We start from the raw sequence: 20,240 nt of genomic DNA on the forward strand, positions 1-20,240 counted from the left end.
TCTCCTCCTCACAAAATTCAAAATTATTTATACATCAACAGTGATTACGCCATTGATGATGTCATCATAGTAGTTCCATACAATGGTTCTAACCGTAGCAGGTACGTATGTAGTGCTGTAGGTAAAGTTCGTTAGAGTGACTCCACCATTAGCAAGATTGTATTCGAAATGCTTACCACCCGGGAAATCATTCCAGAGTGTGGCATTTAGAATCGTGTACGCTGCAAGATCAGTGTGAGGAACAACGCTTACTGGAATCCAACTTGGACCAACATCGATATTCGGATTGGGGTTACCAAGATAGTCTTGGTCGCCACCAGCAGCAATGACAAGGGGTGCGCGTTTGGTCAGATAGAGCGATGTACGATTCGCTATTTCCATGCCTTCGCGTATTCCTTTCATGCTTGCACGCACAGGTGCGAAGATAATGGTCACGTGTTGCTGAACGAACAGCTGTACTGTGTACGTGCTGGCCAGAGCTGTGTTGTTAAAGCTTCCAATGTACAGAGGATCTAGAAGCTCGACGCCAAGAGCATAGGTCTGATTTGCATGCTCCACGCCCTGAGTGAATCCCTCTATCATGTTTATGACATCGGGATCGTTCTCGTAGGATCCAATAATTCCAATCTTGCCAGTTCCATTTTCATTGTATGTTGTATTGGCCATAAACGCGGCAACAACTCCGGCAAGGAACGAAGCTTGTTCAACCTTGAAAGTTGCTGAAACCACATTAGGGGCATCTACATGACCATCGATTATTGCAAAATGCTGATTCGGGTATTTTGCAGCAACGGTCTGAAGACTGGAAACCATATCCGCGCCTACTCCGACAATTAGGACATACTTGCCAGATTGAGCCAATTGTTCCAAGGTCTGTTGCGCTTCAGCAGCAGTCGTTGGAAACTTAGGATACTCGTACTGTACGGATATAGAGCTACCGAGGCTGTCAAGCCCCTTCTTCAGCTGGTCCGCATAACTGAAATCGCCGAATCCTGGTGACATGACCACTACGGCGACTCGTGATGGCTCATATGGACGGGTAAGATATAGCAGTCCACCTACAGAGCCAAAAACTATGGCAACAATTATCACTGATGCGATGATGCTCGATCGTGAGCTCACATTTCTTCCTCCAGAGTCAGTGATGGAGCTTCGTCCTGTGGTTGATTTAAATATGTCGGACAGCTCAAGAGTGACCAAAAACAGGCGGTCTCTACACGATTTCGGGTCAGATCTGCTGGATTGCTGTATGATTTTGTGATACTACCAGTCTTATATGGGAGTTTTGGATAGAGGAGTATCTTGTGAGCGAGCAGTTAAAAAAGCCTCTCGCTCTAACAAAACAAAATCAAAAGAGTGGACTTGTATTGTCAAGCACTATGCTTACGAAAGTGACAGAACTGCTCGGTCAGGCTCTAGAATCCCACGAGGCAGTCATTAATGCAGTCGTATGTACTCAGGAAGGAGTCATTGTGGCGGCTGCTTCAAAGCGTCAAGATATAGACCCTCGAATAATCGCAACCGTTTCTGCTGCGATTGCTTGGGTGGGCCGTACCACATTAGAAAAGGTGACAACGTCTTCTCCGTCACATGTCACTCTTGTCACTCCACGTAATCATGTTATTATTCTCATTCAGGCTAATTACTACGTCATTATTGTGACCTCGACCGATGGTGCCTCCTCATTCAATCTCTCAGAACATATTCAACTGTTCAAGTCCCTCTCTGCTCAGATCGAGCTGTTGATGTCTTCCGATCAAGAGTTCTCTACTGCTAATATTCTTGGTCGGGTCGTTCAATCAATTCCCGGTGTCACCCGTGCAATGCTGTTGACTCTTGATGGACTTCCCTTGGGTTCTGTGGGTTTCGAGGATGACATTGAAGTGGCTGGGCTAGTCGGATCCATGTTTGCAAATGGTCTGACCTTCTCTTCTCTCACCGACTATATCCTGATGCAGTCCGATGATGCAAATCTCCTGATTGTCCGTGTCGATGAGACCCGGCTCTTGGCAGTTGTCTATCGTGATGGTGTCTCTCCAGATATTTGCGAACTCATAGTGGATACTGTTCGTCAGAGCGTGTGAACCTCTTCTTTCTCAATCTCACTGGTTGAGGAAGCATGTTCGCCATCAGGCTCTAGGTTGTCACTGATAAACTCAAACTGCCACTCGTTCAATTTAATTGTTATAAAACAATCTTGGCCCTTATCTGGACAATCTATTCTGATCGTAACACGCTCAGGAGTCTTCTCGCGAATCTCTGGATTAAGGCATACGTCCTTCAGTTTTTCTATGAGAAATAGTACAAAGGTCTCAGATATTGTATTCAGACTGCCCGCAAGCAATGCCTCGCCAAGGCTTGCTAAATAGTGCTTTTTAGTTCGGCCCTCTTTTTCTACTCGCACGAGACCGATCTCTTCCATCCTTGAAACATGCCACTTTACAGTGTCGTGGTGGACATCAAGTTTTTCGGCCATCTCCTCTTGATAGCAACTTGGGTGATTGACAATATACTGGAAGATCTTTTTGGCGATATCGCTTCGCAAGGTCAGAAATGCCATCTCAGCCTGTTTAGTGCGTAACATTGTTGGGTAGTAGAGTCGCTTTCCTGCGAATTTAATTGATTTCACCAGTCCCTCGCGTTCTAAGATCCTAAGGTGCCACGTCAGTGTTCCTAGCGGGGACTCCAGCATATTCACTAATTCGATAAGATATGTGCCTGGGTTTTCACATAGCACTGTATAGAGATCACGTCTAAATGGATGTAAAAGTAGGCTCATTCTCTTCTGGCGGCCCATGGCACTATCCTCTCATATCCTCCCGCTATGACTATACTTGGCAAGATAAAAGCGCTTCGACCCCGAAGTTATGTATGATTATTGCGAACTCTTTATCTTGGTTCATTTACGTTAACAGTGCGTTGCAAAGTACTATTGAGGGAGCAACTTTGTGTGGAATCACTGGCATTGTCACAAAGAATCGCGACGATATAGGATCGCTCTTGGTACGCTGTAGTAGGAAACTCACGTATCGCGGATATGATTCTGTAGGTGTTGCTGCGGTCAAAGATGGCGTTGTAGATCTCCGTAAGGATGTTGGAACAATTGACGATGTGGACCAGATGCTCGGTCTCTCCATGATGCGGGGCGATCGAGGAATTGCACAACTACGCTGGGCCACCTATGGAGCTCCCACAAAGGTCAATGCACAGCCGCACTTTGGTTGCACTCCCGTGTTCTATGGTGCACATAATGGCAATATTCACAATTACGCCGAATACCGTCAAGAGCTCATAGATACTGGTCACATCATCCGTTCCGAAAATGACGGCGAACTCTGTGTCCATGCCGTGGACAAATACTACGAAGAGACCGGTGATATGTTTGAGGCAGTACGCCTCTCCACCCGTGACCTGAAGGGTGCCTTTGCTTTCTCTGTGGGTCGTGCTGATGAGGATAAGATCTATGCTGTGAAAATGGGTTCCTCGTTAGTGGCCGGTGTTGCTGGTGATGCAACTATTGTATCGAGCGATCTCCCCTCAATCCTCCCATTGACCAATAACGTCGTGTACCTTCGTGACGGAGAGATGGTCGTTCTTACACCCGAAGAGGTTGAGGTGTATCGTGTCGAAGATGGAAAGAAAATGGACCGTCAACCCGAACCCAGCAATGTCGATCCACACGCGGCCGAAAAGGGTGGCTATCCACACTTCATGCTCAAAGAGATCAATGAACAGCCCAAGGTGGCACAGGACGTTCTTGGGATTTTGGAAGGATCCAAGGCTGATGAATGGCTCTCACTCATCGAAGAGTCATCACGCAAGTTTCTGGTGGCCTGTGGCTCCTCCTATAATGCAGGTATTGTAGGTACCTACTACTTCAACAGATTAGCTGGTATTCCTCTGATTCCTGTGATCGGCGGTCAATTCATCCCGATGTATGGAAACTCACTTGAAGAAGACAGCCTGACCATTCTTGTTTCTCAGAGTGGTGAGACAAAAGACATCATCAATGTTCTCAACCTTGTGCAGGACACAGGCCGCGGAAAGACTCTTGGAATTGTTAATGTGATCGGGAGTACCCTGATGTTCCGAGCCAACTCATACATTCCAATGGCCTGTGGATACGAGGTCAGTGTTCCCGCCACGAAGACCTATTTCTCCCAGACGGTCATCTTTGCGTATCTGGCAGCTCGACTCGGTGAGAGAAACGGGTTCATTGATCCCTCTGAGGCCAAACGCTTTATCGGACTGCTCAGAGATGACCTGCCTCGCCTTACTCAGGAGACGATTGATCGTACAGGGTTCCTCACAAAAGACCTTGCTCAGACACTCATTGATGTGAAAGATCTCTATTGTCTGGGTTATGGCTTCACGGATGGTGTGGCTCGTGAGGGGTCTCTCAAGATCAAAGAGATCTGCTACAATCACTGCGAGGGAATGTATTCAAGCGAGTTCAAACATGGGCCATTGAGTATTGTTACACGTGACTATCCCGTGATCTTCGTGACAACGAAGGAAGACTCGTGGATGGTCATCAATCACATAAATGAGGTCCGTGCACGCGAAGGTCGTACGATCGTTGTTGGCGAATATGAGGACAAAGTAGCACACTACGTGGATCGCAAGACCGACTATCTAAAAGTTCCAGAGGCAGATAGTCTTCTCAACCCCTTGCTTGATGTGATCCCTCTGCAAATGTTGAGCTACTTCCTGTCAGTTGACTTGGGGATCAATCCAGACCTGCCTCGTAATCTCTCCAAGACTCTGACCGTTGATTAGTCTTGATCGCCAGTCTCGCCAATTCGTATGGCTCGCATTGCTGCTGATGAAACGTTACCTGAGTCAAAGCCATCTTTGATGTGAATCGCCTCATCCTCTTCAAGGTGAAACACTCCGAGTAGCTCGTTCGAATCGTGGAGCATCCATTGGCCATATATTGTCAGCCCATCATCGGTCTCGCATTCCAACAGGCCAATTGTTCCAGAACTCGACCACCAGTTAATGCAGTGAGGAGATGCCACACCAAGTTCATGAAGTAGATCGTCCCACAGGTGTTCCAGTCTTGTGGGGCCATGACGATTCCTGAACGTGATGAGGAAACTACCCTTTTTTCCATTCACTTCTTTGAGGATTCGCTGCTTTTCGTCATCTGAGAATAGTGTCATCGGGACCATTTCTATATGTGATATGATAGGTTAAAAGCGCACGGATAGGTATCTTTCGTCTGTCGAGAGGCGATTTGTTTGTCAGGCCGTACAATCTCAACAATTGGCCTTTATTCATCTGATCCGTGGTCTCCGCGCTGTGATCAATTGGCACAGGCCTTTCAGAAGGTAGGTGTCAAAGCCACGCACATACTTCCATGGAAGGTGAAACGTATTGGCACCACTGGAACGCACGAGATCACACATGATGACCACGACCTCACCTCACTTGATGCACTGCTTGTGTTAGATCTTGGGGGCAATGATATTGGCACTTTCTTTAATCGGGTCGGTGTACTAAGCGCACTTCAGGAGCTGGGGGTAGAGATAATCAATCCTGTGAACTCGATATTGCAGATGCGTAACAAGGCCGAGTGTATGAGAAAATTAGTGACTGCTGGTCTTCCTGTCCCTATAACATTGATCACCGAGTCTATTGAGGACGCTGCTGAGTTTGTCCATGAGCATTTTCCCTGCGTCCTCAAGCCAATCACTGGTTTCGGTGGAACTGGTGTCCAACTGATCCATCGCGATTTTGATCGTGAGCATCTGCTTGATTTCCTCAAGTTCCACAGTCAGCTCTTCGGGAAAGGGGCCTTTTTGTTACAGGAGTATATCTCCAATCATGGTTTTGATATCCGTGCACTCGTTGTTGATAACGAGGTTGTTGCAACGATGCAGCGTGTGAGTCCCGGAGGGCTGGTCACGAATATTCATGCGGGAGGTACTCCACGACGAAATGATGTTGATGTCACGGATATTGCCATTCAGGCCGCGAAGTCCGTACGTGGTCGTCTTGTCGGTGTTGACATCATTCCTGATGCCAGTGGCGATCTATGGGTACTGGAAGTCAATGCAACTCCGGGCTGGGCCGGACTTCAAGCAGTCACTGACTTTGATCTCGCTCTTCGAATCGCGACAAGTCTGAGCATCATACATTGAAGAAATCCTCTCTAAGAGTCAAAATTTGCATTCATAGAGGAAACCTTAAAAGTAACGTGCGTGGCGGGGGTCATGTATCAGAATCGTGTAACCCTCATATCGGGGGTTTCGGAATCCGCCCAACCACTCGGGCTGCAAAACGAAGTTCTGAGGTTCGAAGTCTTGACAGAAGTAGCTGAAACACCCACTGAAGACCTTGATTTCCTACGCGCGAAGTTACGTGAACTGAAGTCTCAAGCTCGTGATGAGCTAGAGCAATTACGACGTGACCGCGACAAGATGCGGGAATACAAGGCAATTCGGGATGAACATAATAAAGAGGTCCGTGCTCTCATTGAATCGGTAAAGGCCGAGCGAGAGGAACGTGATCGGATTAACAAAGAAATATCTGAAGCAAAGGCGCGGCGCAGCGCAATTCATGCACAATTGAAGAGTGTGTATGATGAGATTCGCGAACTGCGAAGCAAACTTGTTGGAAGCCCCTCAAATGATCAGCGTCGTATGATTCGACGTGTTGAAGAACTTGAGTGGCGACAGCAGACCGATCCTGATCTGACTTCCGAGGATGAACGTGCTATCGTGGAGCAGATTGCAAAGATCGAAGCCAAGCTTGTAAAGATCGGTCAGGAAAAAGAAAAGCAGGATCGCATTAGTGAACTGCGAAGGCTTGCCCGTCGCCTCAAGGAAGATGCCTCGGAACTACATAAACAGGTCCTTGAGCTCTCTGAACAATCCCAGATTCATCATCAAGAGGTTGTTCGTATTCGCCCACAGCTTGAAGAATACAAGAAGTCCGCAGATACAGCGCACAAGAATTTCGTAGAGTGGTTAAAGAAGGTCAAAGACGGCGAGTCCCGTCTTAAAGAGATTCGGACCAAGATTGAAGAGATCGAAGGAAAGATCCGCAAGCAGTCGGCCGATAGACCCGGCAGACCCGATCGCAGGCTTCAGAGGGAGCAGGAGCGCGAACGTATTGTTGAGGCTGTTGACAAGCTACAGGCTGGTAAACGGCTCACGTTCGATGAGTTTATTCTCGCTCAACGCTCGATCTCAAGTGACGCACGTCGCTCACGGAGAAAGGCTGCTGCTGAAGCAAGGGCTGAAGAGGAAGCCGCAGAGGCCGCTGAAGAAGAAGCAGCTACGGTCACAGACTCTGAGGAAGAATCTGAAGACGCCGAAGAAAAAGCGGAAGCTGAAGTTGAATCAGTACCGGAATCGGATGATGACGCAGGTACTATAAGTGAAGAAACTGATTCCTCAACTGAAGAGACCGATGAGGAATAAATACGCTATCCGGGAATGTGTAATCATCATCTCACATTCCTTCTATTTTCATTGGAGGCCGCGTAATGAGTAGTCGAAATCAGAGGCCCGTCAGCAAGCGTCCGAGCAAGTACATCTTCTATAGTCTGGCTCTAGGCGCTGGAGTCTTTAAGACGATTTCTGTGGCCTTCGATATTGTTGCTATCAATACGGTCTCTATTGATGCTATCACTTTTGGATTCATGTCCCAATGGATCTCCTTTTTTGTCACCTTTGCTATTGTTGCCTTTCTCAGCATTCGCCGCAAAATAAATGGTATTTCCCGCCCTCTTGGGTACTCTCTGGATCCCGACTTTGGCCGACTTGGCCTGCTTCCACGAAAGCCTCTCATCTATGTGATCCTCTCAGGTCTCTTTGCAGGGATTTCTACCACCTCGTATTACATTATGATTGGTGCCGCAGATGCCTCCGCAGTTCTCCCATTTGGTCAGCTTGTGATCATCTATCTTCTTGTGGGCGACCTCTTTGCAGACAAGGACACCCCGACAATGGTGGAGATCCAGTGTGTTCTCTCAATACTGTTGGGCGTGCTTCTTGTGGGTGTGACCCCCGGCGGTTTCGATGTCTGGATGCTGCTGCTTGTTCTTGGGCCACTCAATATCTCATCTGCTCTATTCACTTACTTTCAACGCCAGGCAAAACGCTACGAAGTCGCTCCTGGGCTACGGGTTGATACGCTCAATATGCGAGTCTGGTCCCTTTTCTTTCTCAATCTCATCTTTTCGATCTATGCCATGTTTGTGATGCCTGCTGATGCCATTGTTGTGATGACGACTACTATGTCGCCCCTCTTCTGGGCAATGGCCGGCTCATCGATTACAACCTTCTTGTCACTGGTCCTCTATGTTCGCGCTCTTGCACGTGGGACCATGGCCATTGTCAACTCACTCTCATCGATCTCGGTCGTCCTTGGAATCCCTCTCACGCTCATCGGTAACCTGTTTATGCCCGGTGCTTTTGGAACAATCTCAAGTGATGTCTTTCTGTGGACACTTCGGATCTTTGGGGTCATCCTTGTGATGATCGGTGTTGTTGCACTGGAAGCCTCCGATGTGCGGTCTATTGTTCTCATCAAAGTCTGTCCGCTGACAGGCGATCTCCTTCCCGACCTCTTCGACATCAAGGGTGTCGAGTCGGCCTCTGCTCTGGCCGGAAAATATGATTATCTTCTCACTATTAAGAGCCGTTCTCTCTCGAAGACGCGAAAGCTGATTCTAAAAAGGGTGCAGCAAATAGCCGGAGTCAGAGAGATCGAGACTCTTGTCGTGTTACGTGATTACAGGTGATAAACTATGAGCGATCTTGTACAAGCGTATGTGCTAATGGATCTGGAAATCGGTAGGACTGATGAGGTCCTTGAGGAGCTTCAAAAGATAGACGAGGCCACGGTGATCGCTGTGACTACTGGGGCCTTTGATATCATCGTTCGGCTTCAGGTGCCTAATCTTGAGGCGTTGTATGATATCACAATCCATCGTATCCATACCATTCCCGGGATTAAAGAGACCAGCACAGCAGTCGTTGAAAAGATGTATTCGGTCTAATTTGGTGACTGCACTATACACGTGCTTTTTATCTCGCCCCTGCCAGCTCTGTGGTGCGTTCATCTTGGGATGGCGCAGAGGTGGTCAAATTGGATGACCAAGTAATAACATCACAACTAACAAAGACTTTTGGAAATATTACAGCTGTTGACCATATTGATCTTCGAGTTCCTGAAGGCTCGATATTTGGTCTACTTGGCCCTAACGGGGCCGGAAAGAGCACTACTATCCGACTTCTCTGTACGCTACTACGGCCTGTTGAGGGAAGTGCTATAGTGGCCGGTTATGATATTCTTGAGGCGCCAGTAGAAGTCCGTCAGGTGACTGGGGTCTTGCCTGAAGAGGGGTCTCATACCCTCTATCAACGATTGTCCGTCTATGACAATCTTGACTATTTTGCAAAGCTCTATGGTGTTCCCGATGAGGAGATCCCCTCACGTATTGAAGAATTGCTCACGTTCATGGGACTATGGGATCGAAAAGACGATTTGGCTGGCAAGCTCAGTACTGGTAACCGACAAAAGTTGGCTCTGTGCCGTGCAATGCTTCATCGACCAAAGATTATTCTCTTGGATGAACCCACCGCATCTCTTGATCCAATTGCGGCCAAACGGGTTCGAGAACTGATCCTGAGTCTTGCTCAGAAATATAGTCAGACCTTTTTCATTAACAGTCATAATTTAGCCGAGGTCCAACGTATCTGTGACAGAATTGCCATTATTGACGAAGGCAAGATCTTGGTGAGCGGGAAGACCAATGAATTAAGAGAACGCTTCCAGACCCATCAGACCTTCAAGATCCGTGTCGCGAGTGATCTGGATAAGGCTGTATCACTTGTAGAGAATGCTCCGTTCACAGATGATGTGGTCCTTGAGGCGGATACGATCTCTGCCAAGATTACCAATCCTTATGCAAACAATTCTGTTCTTATGAGAACGCTATTGGACAACGGAATACAGATCATCGAATTTGCAGAGGAGGAGGCATCTCTTGAAGACCTCTATCTCTCGATCATAAAGGAGGGTGAGAAATAATGGCTCGTAATAGATTGCTAGTGATTGCACTGACAGATATCCACAGGGCATTTCAGGTTAATTATGTAAAATATGGCATAGTAGCTGTTGCGGCATGATGGGCCCACTGTTTACTGTTGTTTTGATTGCGGGGCCAGCACTCACGCTTAGCCCTGCCTCATCCGACTATACGATTCTCATGAGCGTCATGATGCCTTTTGCCTCTGCAATGCTTGCTTTGATGAGCGTCGTTCCTGCCAGCATCATTGCGGCGAATTCGTTTGTTGGAGAGAAAGAGCAACGCACTCTAGAACCTCTTCTCTTGACACCATTGACAGACCAGCAGATTATAGTCGGGAAGCTCTTGAGTGCCTTTATCCCCTGTGTCATTCTGATCTATGGTGGGACGCTAGTGACATCCATTGCTATCAGCGTAATTATGCTAATGGCTGGCCGACCATTGATCATGTTTCCCGATCTTCCCGGGATGTTTCTCATCTTTGTGGTGGGACCGATTGTAGTATTGGGAACTGTCGCAACAATGATCTTGATTAGTAGTCGCGTGTCGCGAGTCTATGAGGCATATCAGACTGGTTCTATTACAGCACTCATCTTGCTTATCCCATTCTTTCTTCCATTGATGGGAATGCAAAATAATACCATTAATATCGAATATGTCTGGATGTCCGATATCATCACGTTTCTCATCGCAGTCACTATAGCCGCAGTCACGTGGCTGCTTGCTCTGAAACAGTTCAACCGTGACCGAATGATCTCAATGGTCTGATCGGTGGAGGGGATGCTCCCCTCTTTTTATTTATATTCGACCTTTTTGAGACCAACCGGATACCGTTTTGCGAGGTCCTTGTAGATCTCTTTGTAATCACCAAGCTCTTTCACGTGGTGTTCTCCAATCTCTCCAATGACCTTTGCAGGAACTCCCACGACGATGGACCTCGGAGGCACCTCGAACTTTGATCGGACGACCGCTCCCTCTCCGACAACTGCCCATTCGCCAATCACAGCGTAATCCGATACTATTGCTCCCATCCCGATCACGGCCTCATCATGTACGATCGCGTTGTGTACGATACAGCCATGTCCTAACGTGACATTGTTCCCTATAGTTGTCTTCTCTCCGGGTCTGGCATGGACTACCACATTGTCCTGTACACTGGTGCCATTTCCAATTACGATCTCTCCGTAATCACCTTTGACAACGGCTCCTGGGGCAACGTAGCACTCTTCTCCCAGAGTGACCAATCCTATGACTGAAGCAGTTGGACTGATGTACGTATTCTTGCCGATTTTCGGGACGCGTCCTTCGAACTCGTAGACTGTCATGACTACCATCGAACGACTATTCCTCAGAATTCTCTTAATAAGGCTTAAGTGTGATTGCTTCATATCGAATTACAATGTGTAGTGACTAAGGAAGTGTGACAATGTCAAATGCCTCCGAACCCCCACTATTTCCGATTCTAAAGGGCGAGTCTGTTGGAGTGAGCGGTGAGTTCAGTGGACGTGTTGTGATTGTCAATTCACCTGACGAGATTCATCGCGAATGGGCCGTTGATGATATTCCCGTGATTAATGACAATCTGGTCTCCCATTTTGAAAGCAATCCGGGTGATCTTGATGAGCTACTAAGTCATGTGTCAGCAGTCATATCCGAGACTGGTGAATCAGTGGGGAGTATGGCCTCCATTGCATTCATTCGAGAGATCCTCTGTATTGTCAAAGTGCCTGATGCTTGTTTTGTCTTAGAGAATGATATGCGGATCAGAATTACTGCGCACGAGAGCGATGGAAATATCTTCTTCATAGAGTGACTCTCATTAGGTGGTCTCCTCACCGTTGTCTGTAAGGTGGGCGGTCTTGAATTCGCAGTTCGGTATCTTTTCAGTGATTGCACTGCGTCTAGGTGTGAACGGTCTGACAACTTGTGTCCGAATCTTGACATATCCCAAAGACTTTCCTATATATGGTCCATGAACAGTCCCAGCATAGAATGCGCACATTCTTCAGATACTGCTAGCGACTCTGTCTAATGTGCTCTGCTTATGGAGTTCTTCGCTTCTTGTGGGAAAGGATATGATGAATTTCGTTCCCGCTTGGGGCTTACATGGGACTCTATCCCGAATGTCCAGGATGCCACCATTTCTCTCGACGATCATCTTTACGAACGGAAGGGAGAGACTCTCTCCTGGTCTTGCAGCCTCGGATCGCCAATGCAAGAGGCTCTCACGTTGTGATGGGTCCGCTACGTTCTCAAAAGTGAGGACCTCGATCAAGACCTTATCTGATTGTTCATCCAAATATGCCTGCACATTGATATTGACCTGTTCTCGTTCTTTTGGTGCACAGTATCTCAATAAATGAAACAATGACTGTTCAATATACTTGTCAGCATAAATCTCAAGGTTTTTGGGTCTTATCATGACTCCTACTCTGATGTTCTGGTTCTCGTGTTCTCTCTTGAGTCTGGCTACTGCATTATCTATGATATATGATACATTGATTGGCCGGATTTCCCCTCTCTCTTCTTCTGCCTGTCGAAGATCACGAACCACCCCAATAAGCTCTATTGCTCTTTTGAGACCTTCTTGGGCGATCCCTATGTCTTCTAAGAGATTGATGTCCTCTTTGATCGACATGGCCACAATATCCACTGCTGCTTGGATTCCTTGCAGAATATTTGCGGTGTCATGTCTGAGTACGTCGGCAAGGTTCAGCGCTTTATCACGTTCGTTCTCAAGTTTGGCGATCATCTGTTTTAGTTGCTCTGTCTCGTAATTTTGTAGCGTTGCCGTGACATCCTTTACTATGACAATCACTGACAATATTTTTCCATCAGTTGCCTTGGTATGTGGCACCACATCAATTCTGAAAATGGCGTTCTCTTTTATTTCTGGAATCTTGATCTGTGGTATTGATATGACCTGTCCGGTCTTCATGGTCTCTTGAATCTGATCGGTCACGGTCTGGAGTATCTTTTCTGCGATCTCAACCCCCTGAGTGCGTTTATAGCCCTCCTCGATCGTGCCTCCAAGATTTGTCATCTCCACTTTGGTTCCGCCGTACGAGAGGACAAAACCAACATCAAGATGTGCATAGATGCCCGCAAAGGTCACAGTCCTCATGATAAAACAGCCCGCTGCCACAAAGGGGATTCCAAGTGCGATGGCTACGAAAGCCAGATCAATTAATCGAAAGATTCCTGCTCCTATGACTTCTCCAAATACCATGAACCCATAACCTAACGTGACTAGTTTGGCACCCTGACTCAGCTCGGGGCGTTCTATCTTGTACGGGTTGTTTCTAATTAAATTAAAGAAGGCCCCAAATAATAATGTAAATATGACCGAACCATAGATCACAAGGGCGAGTCTGGTGGCCTCAATTCCAATAATGTATACGATCAACGCGGCGGCCATGGGAAATAGGAACGAGACCCCATAGAGAATCGTCATTACTGCCCACTTAAGTCGGTTGAGCCGTGCAAGGATGTTTGCCTTTGTCATTTCCAAGCCTGTTGGAATAAAGAATCCTAAGGCTGCATAATCTAACGATCTGAATACCAGATGGGCTGGAGAGCTGAGGGGTGTGTTGAAATATCCATAGAGACATACCCCCCTTGCAATCATCACAAGGGCGAATCCCGCTAGGGCAAAATATACTCTGTTTCGATCCTTTTGCAACTGCCCGAGTGCTAAGATAAGGACTATTACTCCAATTCCTGTGAGATATAGTGCGGACTCATACATACGATTGCCCCTTTGGTCCCTGTCGTATTATTACTTTCATCTCTGAATAATACGTATTATTTTGAGAGAAATTGCCTTTTTAATAAATCGTTGATGTATTATTTGAGCTTATACGTACTATTGGCTCCACGTCAAACAGCCCGCCCAAGAGGATTCCTGTCTCTCAATCTGGGATCTTCTTTTGCGACCGTCGCGGGTGCTATCGCAAGATCGAACTCAGATGACCTCCAATGATTGGAACTGGGGGAGCAAGTGTGAGAGGGCACTCGAAACGGACTCAGGTCTAAATATCTTGAAGATTTTTAGAACGGCCAGAAAGTAGTGCAAATCACTCACTGCCCGTGTATCATCGATTTTTCAGAGTACATCTTTTAGTGCAAACCTTTATGGGTTTCCTCTTCATGCATATGGTTCTGTGACCGAAGAGAATCGCCTTGATTGGTATATTGTTCGAATGGCACTTGTTGATCAGAAAAGAGTAGCGCTCACGTTTCTCTTTGCAATATTTGTACTGGCTTTGGGTCTTGTTCTTTACTATGTACTTCTGCTCATGCTCACAAGTCAAGTAGGTGAGAGCATTGTTGGAAGTGTTTTGTTCTTGGTAGTCCAAATACTGCTTGGCCTTTTTGCAACACGATCAGCATTCCAGTTCGGTTCGCGAATCCGTCAACTTCAGGTGCCTCCTCAGGTCACAGAGACTCCTCATCAGCCTTTATTCTCGGAATGCGACATTACGGAGGGTGACATTCCAAAAATATTCGAGCAGTTCCAGATCGGGTATGATTGCGATGATCCGCAGAGGGTCGATGATTTTACGGATCTCGGCTGGTTTTTTGTTACAGTCTTTGCAATACTGTCTATGATGATCATGCTCCTCTTTGGGTCGTCAGTGGTACTGATCTATAGTGTGGTCATTGTTCAAGGGGTCATCGTATTTTTTTTGTTGGTTCTTGGGTACAAGTATACAGTCAGTGCGTCTCTTGATGACTCCTTTGTACATCTCGAGTTCGTAGTTTCAACTCTAATGACCTCTCTCTTGAACGATCTCCGCGAATTTGAACCGCGGCTAGTAGCGCGCTGGGTTCAACAACTTCGAAAGAGCATACTCTATGATATTGCAATGGTTGTAGACTATGTGGACTTTGGGCTTCGTATAGGCTCCGATCGTCCTGCCTCTGTTCTTGTGCCTGCTTCGTCTGCTCAGTTAGACTGTATCCGACGAGCGATCCCCGAGGAGTGGACTATTCACTCGCACGACAACGTTCTGGAGATTCATATTCCCCGGCTCGCACTAAATCTGTCTGAACCTTCAAGGTCGCTGTTAGCTCCTGATACAGTAAATGTTCTATCGGCAGAAATTAGTACTGTCATACAAACTCTCTTGTCTGATCCGGATTGTACCAAACATGCTTCTTAATATGCAAAGCATATAGTATTACAGCAGGGAGAAACAATGAAGATCCGTCTCAAGATCGATCGCCTCTGGCTTGAATTGGAAAAGAAGAGCATGAAGAAGCTCTTGGACAAATACAAGCTCTGGGAGGCGCACACACTTGAGAAGGCTAAGCGTGCCAAGGACCTTCGATCACTACGAGAGCTCTATTACGAGTTAGGCGATCGGTGGGAATGGGATCAAGTCACAGGCGAGTGGCTCTCGAAAGGTGCTCCCCTTGATGCGATCGCTCTGTTTCTACGGATGCCGGGTCTTGAGCCTGATAAGGAACGGTATGTCCTCTATGCCGTCATGGCTTATAGTAAGGGTTTCACAGACCAGTTTGATCATCTAGGGGACAAGGAGCGTGTGATTCTTGAGCGCGACCTGTCCACCGGAAAAGTTGTCGTGTGGTCAACAACAGGTCATGGCGCTATGGATCTCCAACCTACAGATGTTAGTGAGTATGCCCCTCTTGAGAATATTGTCAATACCTGTCACCTTGTTGCTCAGCCCGGCGATCATGCTCTGCGTCTATGCCTGCCTTTAGAGACCAGTTCGCAATGGAATCTCACTCAGCGGCTCTGGTTAGTGGCAAGTGGAAATACCGAGTTCACATGGCGTACGATTGATGTTGTCCGCTCAGAAGACATAGAGAATGGTCTTGGCTTCAATTTCTATAGATATGCCTCTGCTGTCATCAGTCTTGAGAAACTCTGGTCCCGGTTAAAGAAAGACAAGACACTGGTGAGTCGTGATCTCTCACAGCAGGAAATCCGCCACAATACTGAACTCCTTCGGGAGATTGAAGGTCTGCTTCATGTTCTGTGGTTTAAGCCCCCGGCCCGCCAGCTCCGTCCAGCAGTATCTCTGTATACTAAACTGAAGGAGCGGCTCGAACAAGGTGATCACTACTCACTTGATGATGTTGTCCGTCCATATCTCTCGGAGTTGGCAGAGTCCCTCACTGACTTGATCGAGCAAGCAAAGTTCCTGAAGTGGAAGAGCGTTGTAGAGCAGAAGGGTTATACCCCCGAGTCGATCTTTGACAAGTTGGGGATCACCGGAATGTCGCGTGAGGCATTGGTGGTTGCTCTTGATGATATACTCAAGGAACATACACTTGCCTACATTGGATATCCGGAAAAGGCCACTATGACTGGTAAGGTTCTCAGGATCATCTTGGGCCTACTGGTTCTACCTGTACGCTTGGTTTCTGCGTTCATTAAATCAATGTTGCAATCATTAGACAAGCTCGTGACGCGCTTTACACATAGGGAATCTACGGGAGAATCTGAGGATGCCCCTTCCTCCCCTCAAGAAGACCAGGATGAACTGATTGATAAAGGGGCTTGAATACACTTACTGAGTAATCCCTTCAAGTTCGGAAAAGGACGCCTCCGATCTTGTCAAGAAATATGGTGATGTAGTTGCGTGTTGGAATTATAGGAAATGGAGTCTCTGCGGTCACTGCTGTCCGAGAACTGCTCAAGATCGATTCGACAATAGAGGTTGAGATCTTCTCGGACGAGCCTCATGGATATTACCTTCGACCCAAGCTCATAGAGTTTCTGGGTGGGCGTCTCGATAAAGATGCAATTGTCCAATTTGGGAATGACTGGTACGCTCAACGAGGAGTCGCCTTTCACCCATCCACTCATGTAGAAAAAATAGGCAACGACCTCACAGTTCATGCCTCCGACGGGTCCGGTGGTCAATTTGATAAGATCTTGCTTGCGACTGGTGCTCGTCCGTTTATCCCACCCATTCCGGGAACTGACAAAATGGGTATGTTCGCCCTTCGTACTTTGAATGATGCCACGGCCATAAAGAATGCTGTGAGCCCCTCTAGTCGCGTGCTCATTGTTGGTGGCGGTGTTCTGGGGATTGAGATCGCCGCAGCCGTCAGCAATCTTGGTGCCTCCCCGACTGTGATCTCCAATGGTGGTGTGCTGCTTCCTGCACAACTCGATGCGCCCGCCAGTGCACTTCTTGTCAAGCGTCTTGACGGTATGGGAGTCTCAATAGTGTTCGATTACAGGTGTGCTGAGATTCTTGGCTCTGAAAAGGTCACGGGTGTCATCTCCACAGAGGGTGAGACCCTTGATGGTGATGTTGTCATTGCAGCCACTGGTGTCCGACCAAATATGGATGTGGCGAAGGCCTCCGGCATCCCCTGCGGCCGTGGAGTGACCGTTGACGATCACATGCAGACCGGGGTCAAGGGCATCTATGCTTCAGGTGATTGTTCCGAGTGGAATGGGGTCTGTAGTGGGATCATTCCCTCTGCAATTGACACGGCAAAAGTGGCTGCGCATAATATGGTCACACCGGGGTCTCGGAGATACAATGGTACCGTTCCCACCAACACGTTGAAGGTCGCAGGGATCGACCTCTTTTCAATTGGCATCACCTCGCCGACCACTGATGACTATGAGATCCGCGACAAGACCGACACACAACAGGACCGGTACTATAAGATCGTCCTGAAGGACAATGTGATCGTTGGGGCGATCGTTCTTGGTGACAGAAAGGCTTCTCAACGCATTCAGCGGCTTGTGCGTTCTGGTGAAGCGGTTTCAGACCGTGAAGGTCTCATACCCTCCTGAGACTACTCCTCTACGATCACTCTCGGCGGTCTATTCTTTCCTTGTGGTACCAGATTGATCACGATCTCCGCAGCATCGCGTAATTCTTCCATGTGCGTCACAAGGATGACCTGCTCTACTGATCTGAGACCTCGGATTGCCTCAGGCAGCCAGCGGCGTCTCTGAGAATCAAGTCCGGCTCCGGGCTCGTCAAGGATCAAGAGACTTGGTGCTCTCATTATGCTCTCATTTCCTTCAGTTGCAAGTTTCTGTAATGCAGTATTGACGGCGACACGCAGGGCGAAGTTGACGCAGACATCTTCACCTCCTGAGGCATCACGTAGAGGCACTGTATGTCCTCTAAGGTTGCAGAGTCTAATATCGTAGTCCTCGCCAATCTCCAGATTACTATAGCGGTCTCCAAAGATGCTCAGAAAAATCTCGCGTGCCTCTTCTCGTATTCGAGGTTTGAGATTGTCCTCAGCAATCAGTGGTATCTGTGTCAGCACGTTTTGGAGTGTTGATGCCAGTCCCTGCAGACGCGCGAGTTCTGCTTTGGTTCGACTGATCTCTGGCGATTCGAGTTGTCGTTCAACTTCCTCAATCGAACTTCTGACCTGCGTGACCATCTCTTTTACTGGCTGGACCAGATCCTCTCGACCGGTCAATCTTGTAAGTTCATCGAGCGCTCTGTCCGCAGCAGCTATCTCCTCTCTGGAGGGAAGTCGTTTCCGGATCTCCTCTAAATGATTCTGTTCGCTCTGAATCTGTTCGAGTCGTTCTCGATATTTTCGGATCTTTGTTCTGGTCTTGCCTTCAATGTGTGCATAGATTCCCAGTCCCATCATATCGCGCATTGTCTCTCGTTTTTTCTTTGGAGGAAGTCGTGATAGTCTATCGATGTCCCCCTGTCTAACATAGGTCAATGCTGCGAAAGCGTCACGGTCCATTCCGAGAAGTTTTATGATCTGTTTATCGACTTGAGTCACCGTCGATTCGATTACTTTTCCCGAGCCCTCGTCTGTCAATTCCGCCTCGGTTCTATCCACAAAGATTGTCCGTTTTACGGTATATTCTCTTGTATTGGCCGGGGCGATAAATGTTAGAGTGACCTTTGCCTTATTGGTACCATGGCGAATGACCTCCCTGAGTTTGAGATCCTTCTCTTTTCTCTTTGTCTTCTTGAATAGAGCGAACTCAATAGCCTCAAGAATTGTCGTCTTCCCTGAACCGTTTGGACCGACGATTGCAGTGATGTCATTTTGAAAATCAATAGTCTGATCCTTAAAGACTCTGAAGTTTTGAAGTCGTAATCTAACTAGCATAATCGCACCCCCATTACATTATCTCCTCAAGTATTTCGAGAAACTCATCAGGGCTTCCAAGTTGTGATTGTTCAACGTATTCTCTTACTGCCCTCTTCACATCGAGTGGTCTTGTGATCTTGATTGGCCGTGTTCCAAGTACTTGCCATTTTGCATCGATGACAATCAATAGTGAATTGTGTTCTTGCTCTCCATACTCAACAAGTTCCTCTGGTTTTATTGCGGCACTGGTTTCAGAGTCAATGATACCATTGACCTGCACAACTGCAATCCCTCCATTGCTTGTAAATCGAATCCTCTTTATTACATCTCTCAGGTACTGATTCGCATCTTCACCAGATCTTCCTGTTATATCTACGCCTGAAATGAGATTGAACTCACGAACATCTTCAAGTGGTTCAGTAACGTACTTGTTACCATTTGTTGTCACATCCACAACAATGACCCCTCGTGTTCTGCCATAGCCCAGTTCTCTGCGCCATTCAACTATTGCCGTTGAGCCAGGTCTCCCAATGCCTGCATCCTCGTCAAGTCGGAAATCGTGTTTATGTCCTTCTCCTATATAGTCAAAATCAATAGGCGCCTCATCCCACTTGATGGGGAGCGTGTGAGTGAATAGCAGATTAATGTCACCTTTAGGCCTTATCCTGTCAATGATCCCTCTGGTCGTTCTTTCGTATCCCCACGAGACAAGATGAACTTCTATCTGTTCTCCATTAATCTGGAGTCTGAATTCTCTATGCTGATCCTCAATGGTAGTTATTGCGAGGCCTGCCCGTTCAAGAGCCACAACCGGGCTCACATCCCAGCGTTTCCCTGGAAGATCATGATTCCCTTGAACAATAAATGCGTGGACTCTCGCATCTCTGACTTTTTTGAACATCTCTATGGCAATTTGCATGTCCTCGGGCGCTGGTTCCGGACTGTCAAAGAGATCGCCAGTATGCACCAAAATATCGGGCTTGTGTTCTAGTGCCTTCTCGATCGCTTGTTGAAAGCAGGCCCTCATATCCTCTTTTCTCTCTGTTAATTGGAATGCTGCTGCACCAAGATGTGAGTCAGAGATATGTGCTATTTTGACCATTGCCAGCCCTCGACCGAA

The 20,240-nt window shown here is 47.4% G+C and carries 19 protein-coding genes; 12 read left to right on the forward strand and 7 right to left on the reverse strand.

The window, feature by feature from the left end:
- Nucleotides 1-27 precede the first annotated feature (27 nt).
- Nucleotides 28-1,122 carry a BMP family ABC transporter substrate-binding protein gene (locus K9W43_04420; GenBank protein ID MCF2136467.1) on the reverse strand — a complete coding sequence of 365 codons (1,095 nt, stop codon included), beginning with the start codon at nt 1,120-1,122 and terminating at the stop codon, nt 28-30.
- Between the two features lie 182 nt (nt 1,123-1,304).
- On the opposite strand from K9W43_04420, the gene K9W43_04425 reads away from it, so the two are divergent.
- The gene (locus K9W43_04425) at nt 1,305-2,084 is read left to right on the forward strand and encodes a roadblock/LC7 domain-containing protein (protein MCF2136468.1); all 780 of its coding nucleotides are present in this window, start codon (nt 1,305-1,307) and stop codon (nt 2,082-2,084) included.
- On the opposite strand, the gene K9W43_04430 is transcribed toward K9W43_04425, so the two are convergent.
- Nucleotides 2,072-2,797, reverse strand: coding sequence for a winged helix-turn-helix transcriptional regulator (locus K9W43_04430; GenBank protein ID MCF2136469.1), 726 nt, complete (start codon nt 2,795-2,797; stop codon nt 2,072-2,074). The genes K9W43_04425 and K9W43_04430 overlap by 13 nt on opposite strands.
- A gap of 149 nt (nt 2,798-2,946) precedes the next feature.
- Between K9W43_04430 and glmS the strand changes: the two genes are divergently transcribed.
- The gene (glmS, locus tag K9W43_04435) at nt 2,947-4,779 is read left to right on the forward strand and encodes a glutamine--fructose-6-phosphate transaminase (isomerizing) (GenBank protein MCF2136470.1); all 1,833 of its coding nucleotides are present in this window, start codon (nt 2,947-2,949) and stop codon (nt 4,777-4,779) included.
- On the opposite strand, the gene K9W43_04440 is transcribed toward glmS, so the two are convergent.
- Nucleotides 4,776-5,165 (reverse strand): hypothetical protein, encoded by a 390-nt coding sequence (locus K9W43_04440; protein MCF2136471.1) that lies wholly within the window; start codon nt 5,163-5,165, stop codon nt 4,776-4,778. The two genes, glmS and K9W43_04440, sit on opposite strands and share 4 nt — an antisense overlap.
- Before the next feature lie 78 nt (nt 5,166-5,243).
- Here K9W43_04440 and K9W43_04445 point away from each other — a divergent pair, with 78 nt between their 5' ends.
- The 6 genes from K9W43_04445 (at nt 5,244) to K9W43_04470 (ending at nt 10,813) form a co-directional block, all read left to right on the forward strand.
- A complete protein-coding gene (locus K9W43_04445; protein MCF2136472.1) occupies nt 5,244-6,146 on the forward strand; it encodes a RimK family alpha-L-glutamate ligase in 903 nt (300 codons plus the stop codon).
- 162 nt (nt 6,147-6,308) lie between these two features.
- Nucleotides 6,309-7,430, forward strand: coding sequence for a hypothetical protein (locus K9W43_04450; GenBank protein MCF2136473.1), 1,122 nt, complete (start codon nt 6,309-6,311; stop codon nt 7,428-7,430).
- Nucleotides 7,431-7,495: 65 nt separating this feature from the next.
- Complete coding sequence (locus K9W43_04455) at nt 7,496-8,755, forward strand: Lrp/AsnC ligand binding domain-containing protein (protein MCF2136474.1); 1,260 nt, start codon at nt 7,496-7,498, stop codon at nt 8,753-8,755.
- Nucleotides 8,756-8,761: 6 nt separating this feature from the next.
- Nucleotides 8,762-9,013 (forward strand): Lrp/AsnC ligand binding domain-containing protein, encoded by a 252-nt coding sequence (locus tag K9W43_04460; GenBank protein ID MCF2136475.1) that lies wholly within the window; start codon nt 8,762-8,764, stop codon nt 9,011-9,013.
- A gap of 89 nt (nt 9,014-9,102) precedes the next feature.
- Nucleotides 9,103-10,047, forward strand: a complete 945-nt coding sequence (locus K9W43_04465; GenBank protein ID MCF2136476.1) for an ABC transporter ATP-binding protein — start codon at nt 9,103-9,105, stop codon at nt 10,045-10,047.
- A 187-nt stretch (nt 10,048-10,234) separates the two neighbouring features.
- A complete protein-coding gene (locus K9W43_04470) occupies nt 10,235-10,813 on the forward strand; it encodes an ABC transporter permease subunit (GenBank protein MCF2136477.1) in 579 nt (192 codons plus the stop codon).
- Between the two features lie 26 nt (nt 10,814-10,839).
- Here the strand turns inward: K9W43_04470 and K9W43_04475 are convergent, their stop codons facing one another.
- Nucleotides 10,840-11,379, reverse strand: coding sequence for a gamma carbonic anhydrase family protein (locus K9W43_04475; GenBank protein ID MCF2136478.1), 540 nt, complete (start codon nt 11,377-11,379; stop codon nt 10,840-10,842).
- Between the two features lie 86 nt (nt 11,380-11,465).
- On the opposite strand from K9W43_04475, the gene K9W43_04480 reads away from it, so the two are divergent.
- Complete coding sequence (locus K9W43_04480) at nt 11,466-11,858, forward strand: hypothetical protein (protein MCF2136479.1); 393 nt, start codon at nt 11,466-11,468, stop codon at nt 11,856-11,858.
- 192 nt (nt 11,859-12,050) lie between these two features.
- On the opposite strand, the gene K9W43_04485 is transcribed toward K9W43_04480, so the two are convergent.
- Nucleotides 12,051-13,793 (reverse strand): hypothetical protein, encoded by a 1,743-nt coding sequence (locus K9W43_04485; protein ID MCF2136480.1) that lies wholly within the window; start codon nt 13,791-13,793, stop codon nt 12,051-12,053.
- A 415-nt stretch (nt 13,794-14,208) separates the two neighbouring features.
- Between K9W43_04485 and K9W43_04490 the strand changes: the two genes are divergently transcribed.
- From K9W43_04490 to K9W43_04500, 3 genes are all read left to right on the forward strand, one after another.
- The gene (locus tag K9W43_04490) at nt 14,209-15,210 is read left to right on the forward strand and encodes a hypothetical protein (protein MCF2136481.1); all 1,002 of its coding nucleotides are present in this window, start codon (nt 14,209-14,211) and stop codon (nt 15,208-15,210) included.
- A 36-nt stretch (nt 15,211-15,246) separates the two neighbouring features.
- A complete protein-coding gene (locus K9W43_04495) occupies nt 15,247-16,581 on the forward strand; it encodes a hypothetical protein (protein MCF2136482.1) in 1,335 nt (444 codons plus the stop codon).
- Between the two features lie 74 nt (nt 16,582-16,655).
- Complete coding sequence (locus K9W43_04500) at nt 16,656-17,834, forward strand: FAD-dependent oxidoreductase (GenBank protein MCF2136483.1); 1,179 nt, start codon at nt 16,656-16,658, stop codon at nt 17,832-17,834.
- 2 nt (nt 17,835-17,836) lie between these two features.
- Here K9W43_04500 and K9W43_04505 read toward each other — a convergent pair whose 3' ends face one another.
- Both K9W43_04505 and K9W43_04510 read right to left on the reverse strand, forming a co-directional pair.
- A complete protein-coding gene (locus K9W43_04505; GenBank protein MCF2136484.1) occupies nt 17,837-19,138 on the reverse strand; it encodes an AAA family ATPase in 1,302 nt (433 codons plus the stop codon).
- Between the two features lie 13 nt (nt 19,139-19,151).
- A complete protein-coding gene (locus K9W43_04510; protein MCF2136485.1) occupies nt 19,152-20,222 on the reverse strand; it encodes a metallophosphoesterase in 1,071 nt (356 codons plus the stop codon).
- Between the last annotated feature and the right edge of the window lie 18 nt (nt 20,223-20,240).

It is taken from the genome of Candidatus Thorarchaeota archaeon (assembly GCA_021498125.1).
Taxonomy (GTDB): Archaea; Asgardarchaeota; Thorarchaeia; order Thorarchaeales; family Thorarchaeaceae; genus B65-G9.